Source organism: Exiguobacterium flavidum (assembly GCF_003344535.1).
GTDB lineage: Bacteria > Bacillota > Bacilli > Exiguobacteriales > Exiguobacteriaceae > Exiguobacterium_A > Exiguobacterium_A flavidum.
This window is the reverse complement of the sequence record NZ_QPKS01000012.1, coordinates 28573-40963: the sequence shown is the minus strand read 5'-3', so window position 1 is coordinate 40963 and position 12391 is coordinate 28573. Positions and strand designations below refer to the sequence as shown.

The 12391-nt window shown below is 53.5% G+C and carries 12 protein-coding genes; 2 read left to right on the top strand and 10 right to left on the bottom strand.

Annotation, left to right across the window (positions count from 1 at the left end; all coding sequences use genetic code 11):
- Nucleotides 1-228: 228 nt before the first annotated feature.
- Nucleotides 229-822, bottom strand: coding sequence for a DUF4230 domain-containing protein (locus DFG60_RS11590; RefSeq protein ID WP_114571934.1), 594 nt, complete (start codon nt 820-822; stop codon nt 229-231).
- 223 nt (nt 823-1045) lie between these two features.
- On the opposite strand from DFG60_RS11590, the gene DFG60_RS11585 reads away from it, so the two are divergent.
- Both DFG60_RS11585 and DFG60_RS11580 read left to right on the top strand, forming a co-directional pair.
- Nucleotides 1046-2365 carry a phytoene desaturase family protein gene (locus DFG60_RS11585; RefSeq protein ID WP_114571933.1) on the top strand — a complete coding sequence of 440 codons (1320 nt, stop codon included), beginning with the start codon at nt 1046-1048 and terminating at the stop codon, nt 2363-2365.
- On the top strand, nt 2331-3194 hold the full coding sequence (locus DFG60_RS11580) for an RNA polymerase sigma-70 factor (RefSeq protein ID WP_114571932.1): 864 nt from the start codon (nt 2331-2333) through the stop codon (nt 3192-3194). Before DFG60_RS11585 ends, DFG60_RS11580 begins: the two co-directional genes overlap by 35 nt.
- Before the next feature lie 223 nt (nt 3195-3417).
- Here DFG60_RS11580 and DFG60_RS11575 read toward each other — a convergent pair whose 3' ends face one another.
- From DFG60_RS11575 to yycF, 9 genes are all read right to left on the bottom strand, one after another.
- The gene (locus DFG60_RS11575) at nt 3418-4353 is read right to left on the bottom strand and encodes an aldo/keto reductase (RefSeq protein ID WP_114571931.1); all 936 of its coding nucleotides are present in this window, start codon (nt 4351-4353) and stop codon (nt 3418-3420) included.
- Between the two features lie 178 nt (nt 4354-4531).
- Nucleotides 4532-5011: a 23S rRNA (pseudouridine(1915)-N(3))-methyltransferase RlmH gene (rlmH, locus tag DFG60_RS11570; RefSeq protein ID WP_114571930.1), complete on the bottom strand. Its 480-nt coding sequence runs from the start codon at nt 5009-5011 to the stop codon at nt 4532-4534.
- A gap of 71 nt (nt 5012-5082) precedes the next feature.
- Complete coding sequence (locus tag DFG60_RS11565) at nt 5083-5244, bottom strand: CxxH/CxxC protein (protein ID WP_114571929.1); 162 nt, start codon at nt 5242-5244, stop codon at nt 5083-5085.
- Nucleotides 5245-5383: 139 nt separating this feature from the next.
- Nucleotides 5384-6664, bottom strand: a complete 1281-nt coding sequence (locus DFG60_RS11560) for a S1C family serine protease (protein WP_114571928.1) — start codon at nt 6662-6664, stop codon at nt 5384-5386.
- 107 nt (nt 6665-6771) lie between these two features.
- Nucleotides 6772-7563, bottom strand: a complete 792-nt coding sequence (locus DFG60_RS11555; protein ID WP_114571927.1) for an MBL fold metallo-hydrolase — start codon at nt 7561-7563, stop codon at nt 6772-6774.
- A 10-nt stretch (nt 7564-7573) separates the two neighbouring features.
- Nucleotides 7574-8407: a two-component system regulatory protein YycI gene (locus DFG60_RS11550; protein ID WP_114571926.1), complete on the bottom strand. Its 834-nt coding sequence runs from the start codon at nt 8405-8407 to the stop codon at nt 7574-7576.
- Nucleotides 8394-9746, bottom strand: a complete 1353-nt coding sequence (gene yycH / locus DFG60_RS11545) for a two-component system activity regulator YycH (protein WP_114571925.1) — start codon at nt 9744-9746, stop codon at nt 8394-8396. The genes DFG60_RS11550 and yycH overlap by 14 nt, the downstream gene beginning before the upstream one ends.
- Entirely contained in the window at nt 9743-11584 is a 1842-nt protein-coding gene (gene walK, locus DFG60_RS11540) for a cell wall metabolism sensor histidine kinase WalK (protein WP_408608667.1), read from the bottom strand. The genes yycH and walK overlap by 4 nt, the downstream gene beginning before the upstream one ends.
- A gap of 5 nt (nt 11585-11589) precedes the next feature.
- Complete coding sequence (gene yycF / locus DFG60_RS11535) at nt 11590-12300, bottom strand: response regulator YycF (RefSeq protein WP_114571977.1); 711 nt, start codon at nt 12298-12300, stop codon at nt 11590-11592.
- Between the last annotated feature and the right edge of the window lie 91 nt (nt 12301-12391).

Sequence of the window (12391 nt, the reverse complement as noted above, 5' to 3'; positions counted from 1 at the left end):
TTATCTTCAATTTTAAACCAATATATAGCAATTACAACTAAATTAGACAAAACAAAAGACAGCACGATTGAACGGCTGTCTTATAAAAACAAAATAAATCATCGTTAAAGCTTAGAATGTCTTAATGCGGCAGGAAACAGAATAGAAAATCTACATCCTCAATGCATATTTCCCCTTTGGCATGAGATTCAATGAACCTATGGAACTGTTCAAGGAAATCAGGTCACATTAATAAAACTCGATCACAACGTCTTTATATCCATTTGAGTTCAAGAAAGAAGTCAATAATTTCTCTGTCGCTTGATCCGCTTCGTCTAAAAATCCTTGGCTGATTTTCTTCTTTTCCATCTTTTCTTTATTGGTGTTTATTTCATCGAAAATCGTCTGAGAGGGATAGTCAGACAAAATACTACCTTTAACGTCCTCCACTTTCGCCTTTTCGGTCTCAGCCACATTATCCAGTATTTCGGATTTCGGAACTCGAACTGACATACGGTCATCCGTCTCATCATACGATAACTTAATTTTCGAAAGGTCAGTCCCTGCCTTCAGATAACCGGAATACCTAATGAGCTTGATCGCTTCAGCAAACTTAATATCTGTCATAGGGACCTTCCTATCAGTGCGACTTACGATGACTTCGCTGTACTCGTACTTCAGCGTTGCGAGCTCTGACAGTTCCAATATTCTATCCTGCACTAAAGAGGTACTGGAGCTCTTACTTGTGGTGACTCCAAGCGGCTTCATTTGAGACCAAATGACTGCACCCGCTATCACGACCGTCAATACCACAACTACAATCGTTGCCATCAGTTTTTTCAAATTCGTATCTCCTCACGAAATATGTAATTTTTATCCTTTACCTATTATACATTTTTATCCTTTGTAGTATTATATGAATTTCGATTTAACGAGATAGATTTTTCGGAAAGCATCCTCATTCTCTATAAATGTTTATATATTTTCTCGCAAGCAATCAAAACCATGTCACATCCATCGATCCTCTGTCGTCTTAAGTTGTAAAAGAACTTAAGGAGGTCATCATATGACTGAGAAATGGGACATCGTCATTGTTGGTGGTGGACTAGCCGGATATGTGGCTGCCACTTATTTGGCCCGCACGGATTTATCCATATTGGTGCTCGAAAAAGGAGGACGCCTTGGAGGACGGGCGGGTACGAATAAGATCAAGCAGCAGTATTTGAACGTAGGTCCGCACGCCCTTGCGAAAAAAGGAATCGCCAAGTCCGTCCTCGAAGAATTAGGTATTCGTCTTAGCGGAAAATCCCCTAAAGTCGGCGGAATATTGGTTGAAAACGACCTCGAATATGCCGCTCCGTTTTCGCCTTTGGAACTTTTTACGACACGTCTCTTGAACCCTAGAGAACGTATGGAATGGATAGCGGTGTTATGGAAGGTAATGAATACAAATCCTGACAATTTAGCAGAGCAAACCTTTCAGCAATGGGTCACGCAAGTAGCCTACTCTGAAAGATGCAAGCAGTTGCTGCACGTGCTTGGCAGGCTTTCCACGTATTGCAATGCCCCTGAAACGGCAAGCGCGAAAGTCATGTTATCGAGCATGAAACAGGCGATGAAAGGGGTACTCTATCTAGACGGAGGCTGGCAGACGATCATCGATCAACTGCACAGCAAGGCAGTCAACTCAGGCGTCCAGGTTCGAACACGCACTCCCGTCAAACAGATCGTTCCTCTTGAACAGGATCATTTTAAATTGATCTTGGCTAACGACGAAGACATTCACACGAAGTATATAATCTGTACAACCGGTCCTCAGGAGCTCGCCAAGATGTTGGATGACAACGTTCATCTTGATCAGAAACGATTTCTTGGCGAGATAATCGCCGTCAGAGGCGCAACGCTCGATCTAGCTTTAACGCAGCTTCCTAACCCAAACAATCTGTTCGCCATGGGTATCACGGATCCCCTCTACTATTCCGTCCATTCGACCTATGCCCGCCTTTCAGACGACCCGAAGAATGTCGTGCTCCATGTATTCAAATATCATCATCCAGCTGACCAGGTAGACGAGAAACGCATCAAAGACGAGCTGAAACGATTCTTAGATCAGCTGCAGCCAGGATGGCAGCAATATATGATCACAAAACGTTTCATCCCTGACATCACGGTGAACCAACGCTTGCCCCAAGTCGGAGATGAACAAAAACTGCAGCGTTTCAAAACAGGAATCCCGGGGGTCTATATCGCAGGAGACTGGGCCTCCCCGCACTCGATTTTGTCAGATGCAGCCGTCAGCAGCGGAAAACAGGCAGCGGAAGAAGTCATTTTAGAGGAGAAGAGGAGAAATCGTGCAGATCACGGAGCAAGAGTATCAGCAATTTAGGCCGTTGCTGTTTTCGATCGGGTATCGAATGTTAGGTTCAGTCGTCGAAACAGAAGATCTCGTCCAAGAGACCTTCCTGAAAGCGTACCAATTGAGCAAGAGCAACGTGGAGTTCAAGAAGGCATATCTCTGTAAAATGATGACGAACCGCTGTCTCGATGTATTAAAGTCTGCACGTCACAAAAGGGAACAATATATAGGTCCGTGGAATCCGGAACCGTTATTGCTCGAGAAGGTTCAGGCGTTCGATCCCTCTGAAATGCTGATGCAGAAAGAAGGATTAAGCATCGCCTATTTGCGCATGATGGAGCATTTGACACCAGACGAACGAGCCATCCTCCTGCTTAAGGAGGTGTTCGACTTCTCTTACGCAGAAATCGCGGACCTGATCAGAAAGAAAGAAGACAATTGCCGAAAAATCTTCAGCCGGGCCAAGCAAAAAATCTCCGATGTAGAAGGTGAAAGCTTGGACTTTGAAAAAAACGCGTCCCTGATCGAGCGATTCGTAGAAGCGTTTAACATGCAAGACATGGATGTCCTGTTAGACCTGGTATCAGAAAACGTGACCCTGTTCTCTGACGGCGGTGGAAAAGTCACAGCTGCGGTGCGTCCGATCGTATCCGTCTCGAGCGTCCTCGCCTTGCTGTACGGGGTGATGAAGAAGGCCCCGGAAGACTTCTTCTTTGAAATCAAGAACGTCAATCTTCAACCGGCAGTCGTGATCTACATGAATGGGAAGATTCAAAGTGTTCTCAGCTTTTACATTCGTGATGAAAAAATAGTCGAAATGTATATCATCATGAATCCGGATAAATTACCTGTTCATTGAAAGCGATAGAGACAGGAGTTTTTGATAGGATTCCAAGTTAAGAGCTATCAGTGTCAGAAACACAAATCGATTCATTAAAAGCAAAATTGTCCCTGAAGGAGATCAATGAAATCCTTTAGGGACAATCGCGTTTTTTTCTTTTAGCGGGAAAACCGCACTTACTTATGATGCGTTCCACTTCGATTGATTGGATATGACCGATACACCTGCCGAGTTTCTTCAATTACCACGGTAGCTTCGAATCACTTATTTCTTCTTCCCATAGTTTATGGAGCTTATGTAACACTCTAATCGATAGCTCGCCTTCTGATGCGGACAGATTATGTCGTAGCTGCGTAAGATTTCTGGCTCCAGGAATGGTGGTAGACACTTCTTTGAAGGAAAGAATATACTGGAGAGCCGATTGTACCATCGAAACTTCTTCTCCAAGAATGAGACGAACTTTCTCTACTAATTGGGCTCTTCTCTGAATTTCTTCTTCACTCCATCTGTCCCGAATCCCGCTAAATGTACTATGACGATCATACTTTCCTGTCAACCAACCTGAATCGAGTGGAATTTTGCCGATGATGCCGACTCCCTGTTGATGAGCTAGCTTGATCGACTCGCCTGGTTCTTGATGAAACAGGTTAAACATGACCTCGATCACCTGACTGTCGGTATGGTTGATTAATTCAATCACTTCTTTCCCCGTATCAACCGAAGCCCCGTAGGCTCTAATTTTCCCTTCAGCTTTTAGCTGTTCGAGTAACTCAAACTGCGGGGATTCATTAGTTAGCGTCGAGAAAGGAGGATTATGTAATAAGAGGCAGTCTAAATAATCGGTCTGTAATCTGCCTAAACTACTTTCGACAGATAGCCGTAATTGTTTCGGGTCAAAGTTCAGTTCTCCATTTGAATGATGTCCACCTTTGCTGCTGACGATAACTTGATCCCGTTTTCCTCTAATGGCTTTCCCGATGAGCTCTTCACTTTTACCAGCTCCATAGTTTGGTGCCGTATCAAAAAACGTGCAATCCTCATCCATTGCTTGTTTAATTAGATGGATCGCTTCTGTACCTGTCATCTTGCCCCAGTCTTTTTCATTACCTAACTGCCACGCTCCAAAACCGATCTCTGACACTTCGATGCCTGTATTTCCGAGTTTACGTTTATTCATGTTTGTTTTCCAACCTTTCTATTCAGGATGAGTTAAGCGTAGTATAAACCGAGCTAAACTTATTCGTGTTACTATTGAGCCTGTTTTTTTGCTTGCAATGAAAGTAGACTTTTCTCCTTTAAGACTCATCAATAAAGGCTCTGCAATTCGACTATTGCAGAGCCTTCATACACCTCATTTACTTGTGATACGGCTCGCCCCGATTGATTCGATACGCCCGGTAGATTTGCTCACACAGCACCATCTTCATCAATTGGTGCGGGAACGTCATCTTCGAGAACGAGATCGTATCATCCGAGCGTTTCATCACTTCCTCCGACAGACCGAGCGAGCCGCCGATGACGAAAGCGATCTTGCTCTTGCCGTAGGTCGCGAGTTTATCGAGTTCGCTCGCGAACTGCTCGCTCGTCCGCTGTTTGCCTTCGATCGCGAGCGCAATCACATGGACGTCCGGTCCGATTTTCGCAAGGATCCGTTCGCCTTCCTTCTTCTTCACCTGCAGCATCTCGGCCTCACTGAGCTGCTCCGGCGCCTTCTCGTCCGGCACCTCGATCTCGTTGATCGTACAGTAGGCTCCGAGGCGCTTCGTGTACTCGGCGATGCCTTGTTTCAAGTATTTCTCTTTCAGCTTGCCGACCGTGATAATTGAAATATTCATGAGTTTCTCACTTTCTGACTGAAAATTCAGGAGTTATCCACAGAGTTATCCACAAATCCACATGTTGAGATTTATTTTTTGCTTGACACAACATATACGGCAGGTTGTGGACAATATTCACACGTCTTCTTTTCTTCCGTGTTTAGCTCCTCAAGAATCGGGTATTCTTCCGTCTCGTCCACGATCTCGTCCATTGCCAGTTCCACATGTTCCAAACATACATACTTATCCACAATCCATCTCTCCTTTTGTCGTTATCCACAGTATTTTCCGTCTCTCAGTATACCAAAAAAGAAGGACGGCGTTTTGCCGTCCCTCGAAGTACTGCTCCTCAGTTATTTGTATCACAAATCTGAGCAGTCCTGACTTATGTCACTGCTGGACCGCGTTCTGTGCCGACAGCTTCACCTTCGCCCGCTCCTTGCTGCCGTCGCGGTAGAAGATGACCGTCACTTCATCCCCGATCTTCGCCTCGCGATAGAGGACGCTCTTGAGGTCTGCGAACGAGTTGATCTTCGTGTCGTTGACCTGGACGATGACATCGCCTTCCTTCATGCCCGCGTCCGCCGCACCGCTGTTCGATGTCAGACCGACGACGAGCAATCCGTTATTGACGCCGTCAGGCAGGTTGAGCTTCTCCTCGAGGTAGCCGCTCGGCAACTCGTTGATGTCCCGGATCTGGACACCGAGCTGCGGCCGGACGACCTCGCCGTTCTTCTCGAGGTCCCGCATGACCGGGAGCGCCTCGTTGACCGGGATCGCGAAGCCGACCCCTTCGACGCTCGCTTCCGCGATCTTCATCGAGTTGATGCCGACGAGCTGACCGTTCGTATTGACGAGCGCCCCGCCCGAGTTACCCGGGTTGATCGCGGCGTCCGTCTGGATGACCTCGGTGTTGAAGTCCTCCTGCCCGTCCTTGTTCGTATCGACCGGCACCGTCCGCTCCTGCGCGCTGATGACGCCGCGCGTCACCGAGTTCGCGAAGACGCCGAGCGGGTTGCCGATCGCGAGAACCGTCTCGCCCGCCCGAAGCTTGTCCGAATCGCCGAGCTCGATCACCTGCTTGACCTTGCTCGAGTCGATCTGCAGGACGGCGAGGTCGTACGTCGGGTCCGCCCCGAGCAGTTTCGCGTCGAGCGCCGTCCCGTCAGCGAGCGTCACCGACAGTTCGCTCGCCCCTTCGACGACGTGGTTGTTCGTCACGACGTATGCCTTGTCACCATCCTTCTTGTAGATGACGCCTGATCCTGCCCCCGTCTCCTCGGCGTTGCCCGAGAAGAGCGAGCTCTGGAGGTTCGTCACGCTGACGACCGCCTCCTTCGTCTTCTGTACGGCGCCGACGATGTCGTCCTCTGAGGCGCTCGTCGTCACAGCCGTCTCGACCTTCGCATCGTTCGTCGCCTGCGGCAGGATCTGATCGCGCAGGAGATAGAACGCGCCGATCAGGATGAGCGCACCTAATATCCCCCCGAGCAATCCGAGGAAGAAGGCGCGACCTCCCCCCCGTTTGCGCGGTTCTTCGTGTCTCCGTTCGTCCATCTCTTCCTGTCCGCCGAGCGGCTGGCGCGGCGGGAATCCGCTGTCCGTCCGGTACGGGTCTTCCCGATTCTCTCTATACGGGTCTTGATCTCTTGGTTCGTCTGGTCGATCCATCGCGTTCACTCCTCATCTGCATGGTTCCTAGAACAAGTATACCCCCATCACTCGGCGAGTTAGCCAAATGTGGGGGTATTTTGAGCATCTTTGATGATTTCCCATAATCAGAGCCGGATCAGCGGCGTCGGGATGATTGGATCCGTGTCGAGCAGCTGGATCTTCTTCAGGTCGACGTCGCGGCTCGCGAGCGTCTGGCTGACGCTCATCCGCGCGAGTTCCTTCATGTTGTTGTCTTTGCTCAAGTGGGCCATGTGGATCCGTTTCGTCCGTTCATCGATGACCTCGCTCATCGCGATCGCCGCGTCCTCGTTCGAGACGTGGCCGTAGTCGCCGAGGATCCGTCGTTTGACGCTCCACGGGTAATGGCCCATCTGGAGCATCCCGATGTCGTGGTTCGTCTCGAAGATGTAGGCGTCGGCGCCGCGGATGACGCCCTTCATCCGGTCCGAGACGTAGCCCGTGTCCGTGATGTGGGCGAGACGCTTGCCGTCGTGCGCGAACTGGAAGAACATCGGCTCGGCCGCGTCATGGCTGACGCCGAACGACTCGACCTCGATGTCGCCGAACTGCTTGAGCTCGCCGATCTCCCAGTGGAACTTCAGGGCCGGATCGATCTTGCCGATCTTCGCCTCCATCGCCTCCCACGTCTTCGCGTTCGCATAGATCGGGATGTTGTACTTGCGGGCGACGATGCCGACGCCCTTGATATGGTCCGAGTGCTCGTGGGTGACGAACAACCCGTCGATTCCGTGCGGCGTCCGCTCGATCTGGTCGAACAGGGCGAGGAGCGCCTTGCCCGTCAGCCCTGCGTCGACGAGGAGCTTCGCCTGTTCGGTCTCGATGTACAGGGCGTTTCCTGTCGATCCGCTCGCGAGCACGCTATAGTGTAAGCTCATCGTACATTCCTCATTTCTTCGATACGGCGTCGAGCTGCTCGATCGTCTGGACGCCGCCGTCGATCGCGTTGACGAAGAAGACTTCCGAGTCGAGCTCGATCAGCCACGTCGGCGGCAGGATCTGGACGGCTTGCGTCCCGTCCGTCGCGAGACAGAAGTAGCCGAGCTCGATCCGGGTCAGTTTCCTCGAGGGCGGGAAGTGCCCGTTCTCGGAGAGCTGGACGATCGCCTCGCTCGCCGACAGGAGCGTCACGTCCTGGTTCTGGCGGACGATTTCCGTCAAGTGCCGTTGATTGTAGCTGATGACCTTGCCGTCGCTGAGCTGGATGACGAGCAGCGACGGACCGATCATATCCTCGGTCCCCCGCTCTTCTGCGGACGTCGAGTAGAGCGGCTGTCCGCGGTATGTCTGGACGAACGTCATCTCGTCCCGTGTCTTATCGTACTTCCAGAAGCTGTACTCGGCTCCGTGCTTGACGTTTTCCTGGACGAACTTCGTCGCCGACTGCCGCATCGCCTTCGTGTCGAGGGCATATGGGTTCGCAAGCCGGATGTTCCACTCGACCTTGTTCCTGATCGAGGTGACGGCGCCTGACAGACCCGATGCCTCATCCGGTTTCAAGCTCGACGTGTCGATCTCACCTGTCAGATAGCCGATCTCCTTCGAAGCGTTCGGGAGCGTCTTCTCGTCGATCTTCCGTTCCTTGAGGACGCTCGCGACCGTTGACGTCGTCGACGAGACGAGCCGGGGCTCGGTCGTCCGCTCGATCAGCTGGATCGCGAGGTAGGCGTTCAGGATGAGGAAGGTCAGGATCAGAAGCGTCTTCGCCTTATTCCAGTCCATTGAACATCACCTTCCCTTGCGCTTCGTTTTGCGTGTATTGCAGGGCGTCCCAGTCGCCGTCCCGCTCGACGAACCAGGCTGGTTCGAGGAACGCGTAGCGGCTCGGTGACGCCGTATAAGTCATCTGGTAGCCGATCTTGATCTCCTCGACCTGGCTGAACATCTCGTTCGCCCGAAGGTCTGCGACGACCCGGTCGATCGATGGGAGCAGCTTCTCGCGCAGGACGAGCTTCCGGTCCGAACGGAGGAAGCCGCGGCTGAGTGAGCGCACCTGGTTCTCGTCGTACGTCATGACGATCGTCGCGAGGTCGAAGTTCGGCATCTCGAGGATCGTCCCTGTCGTCGCGAAGACCGGATACTTGCCGAGGTGGAGCCGGAACGTCGTCCGCTTCTTCGCCTCCGGCAGGCGCTGTGTCCCATCATAATAGAACTGGAAGCCGCTCTTTTGCGTCGAGCGCTCGAGCCAGCCGCCGTGGATGTTGACATAGTTGACCAGGCTCGCGTAGTCGATGTCGCTCGAACTCTGTGCGCTCGGCGAGAGCGTGTTGAAGCGGAACGCGTTATACGACCGGTCATAGGTCGCCGCGCTGACACCGTCGGTCAATACGTCCTGCCCTTCCCGGCTCCGGATTTGCTGGACGTTCGGATTGTCCGGGAAGAAGGCCGCCCGGATCCGGTTCATCGGTGTCGGGCTGCTCTCGACGTCATCATAGACGAGCAGCTCCTCGAGCCGGAGCGTTCCGCTCGGCGCATAGAAGTATCTGCCGCTCTCGAGCGTGATCTTACGGAAAGGTTGCTTCTTGTCGTAGGCGAACAGCCGCTTCAGGACGGCGTCGTCCCCGTTCAGATGAAAGTCCTTGAACCGTCCAGTCTCTGTCTCAAGACGCAGGATCGGTCCGTCATATTCGAGCAGGTGGACGCGCGCGACAGATTCCTCCATCGCGATTTTCTTCTCCCCGATCAGGTCGCTGATCATGCCGGCCGAGACGGGGGACGCGAAGTCGATCTCGACGACGCGCTCACTGCTCGGGATGACCGTCGCCTTGTCCGTCAGGGAGACGGAGCCGATGTTGAACGAAGCACCGATCCGGCTGAGGATCGTCCGTCCGCTGAGCCGCGTCGCGTATGATTCGCCTTTTGCCGTATAGACGGATTGCTCCGGGTACGTGATTTGTTTTCCTTCGAGCGTCTTCGACGCATCGATCTGGTTGAGGCTCGTCTGCTCCTGCTCGATCGGATCGCCGCTCGGACGATACGTCCAGAGCGTCGCCGTCTGTGCGATCGAGACGACGACGAGCAGGAACAAGAACAAGCTCTTGAAGCGTTCGATCTTGATCATTCGTCCACCTCTTCGATCGCCTCGTACGGAAGCGTGAAGTAGATCGTCGTCCCTCTGCCCCATTCGCTCTCAGCCCAGATGTCTCCGCTGTGGGCGGCAACGACGTCCTTCGCGATCGACAGACCGAGACCCGTCCCGCCGATCTTGCGCGCCCGCGCCTTGTCGACACGATAGAAGCGCTCGAAGATTTTCTGCAGGTTCGCCTTCGGGATGCCGACGCCCTCGTCCTTGATGCTGATGACGATCCGCTTCGCCCGGAGCATCGTGCGGACGGTGATCGTCCCGCCTTCCGGCGAGTACTTGATGGCGTTCGTCAAAATGTTGTCGACGACCTGGATCATCTTGTCCTGGTCGGCGCGGACATACACCTTCCGCTTCATGATCTTGCGGCGGAAGCGGATCTTCTCCGGCTTCGTCATGTCATGCCGGTCGATGATGTCGCTCAGGAACTGGATGTAGTCAAAGCGGACCTTGTTCATCTTGTATTCCTTGCTGTCCATCTTCGACAGCTGAAGCAAATCGTTGACGAGGCGGATCATCCGCTCCGTCTCGTTCTGCGTCGTCTCAAGGAAACGCGGGGCGAGCTCCTCGTCCTGGTAGGCTCCTTCAGCGAGCGCTTCGAGATAGCTCCGCATCGTCGTCAGCGGCGTCCGCAGCTCATGGCTGACGTTCGCGACGAACTCGCGGCGGTCCTGTTCGACCTGCTCCTGCTCCGTGACGTCATGCAGAACGACGATCATCCCGGTGACCGGGCCGCTGTGCTTCTTGACGGGCGAGAAGAACGCCCGGACGAGGAAGAGCTCCTCGTCGCTCGAGAAGTCGAGCAGACGCGGCGGCATCGTGCCGTCGTCCGGAATCATGAAGTCGTCGCCGAGTCCGAGCAGCTCCTTCAGGTTCGTCCCCGTGCTCTCCTCCTCGATGCCGACGATGTCCTTCGCCTGGTCGTTCATCAGGATGACGCGCAGCGTCCGGTCCGTCGCGATCACGCCATCGGTCATGTTCTCGAGGACGCTCGTCAGCTTGCGGCGTTCCGCCTCTGTCGTCGCGTTCGCCTCGAGCAGCTCATCCGTCAGTTCGTTGAACGAACGGGCGAGCTGGCCGATCTCATCATCCGAGTAGACCTTTACCTTGCGCGAGAAGTTCCCTTTTCGCATCTCGATCGCCTGGCGCCGCATGTCGGAGATCGGACGCGTGATCGTCCGCGACAGCAGTACGCCGAGGATCGACGTGATGACGAGGGCGATGATCGTCCCGGTCGCGAGGATGCGCGTGACCTGCTCCATCTGGGAGTAGATCGATTCCATCGACGCCCGGACATAGATCATCCCAATCGTCGCGTCGCGTTGCTCTGACGTCACCGGTACCGCGAAGACGCGGATCCGTTCGTCGGTCGTCGGGTCGAGGACCGTGTCGGACTTCGAGGAACTCGTCGCGAATGCCTTCTTGACGAGCGAGTTCGTCGCCCGCTGCCCGATCGCCCCGCGGTTGCCCTCGTCCGAGGTCGCGCGGATGACCGAGTCTGAATCGATGATTTGTACTTCAAGGATGTCGTTCCTCGACGTCGCACTGTTACTAAACTCAGACAGCAGCTGGTCCAAGGAGAGGGCCAACTGCCGCTTAGAGGCTTCATCGTCGCCTGCCTTGTCGAATTCCTTGCCGACGTTGTACGCGACAAGTCCGGCCCGGTCTTCGACAGACTTCGAGAAGTTAGTGACATATTGCTTATCGAGGGAACGAACGAAATAGACGCCGATGACCTGCATCGCTACGAGGATCAAGAGCGCATAGATCACGACCAGCTTCCACTGGATGGATTTAAAGAAGTTCGTCCCTTTCAGCATGCTTATTCATTCTCCCCGTCTTGGAGATAGTACCCGACACCGCGACGTGTCATGATGTACGTCGGCGTGCTCGGGTTGTCCTCGACCTTCTCACGCAGGCGGCGGACCGTGACGTCGACCGTCCGGACGTCGCCGAAGTAGTCGTATCCCCAGACCGTCTGGAGCAGATGCTCCCGCGTCATCACCTGGCCGATGTTCTGGGCGAGGTAGTGGAGCAGCTCGAACTCACGATGCGTCAGTTCGATCTTGTCTTCCCGCTTCGTCACCGTGTACGAATCCGGATGGATGAGCAACTCCCCGATCGCGAGATCGTTCTCGCCCGGGCCCGCCTCTTCCTCGACCGGCACGATTGCATGACGGCGCATGTTCGCCTTCACGCGTGCGAGCAACTCACGCGAGCTGAACGGCTTCGTGACGTAATCGTCCGCGCCGAGCTCGAGTCCGAGCACCTTGTCGATCTCCGAGTCCTTCGCCGTCAGCATGATGATCGGCATGTCGTATTTCTTCCGGACTTCTCGGCAGACCTCCATCCCGTCCATCAACGGAAGCATGATGTCGAGCAGAATCAAGTCAGGATGGACTTCCTCCACCTTCTCGATCGCTTCGACGCCGTCGTTTGCGACGAACACCGTGTATCCTTCTTTTTCAAGCTTGAACTTCAATATATCCGCAATCGGCTGCTCGTCGTCGACGACGAGGATTTTACGATCGATCACTGGGTCATCCCCCTTAAAAATTTCTATTCAACCTATTTTACCTGTTTTCGTTGCATATAGAAAGGTGGCGCCGGAAACTGCCCGTCGC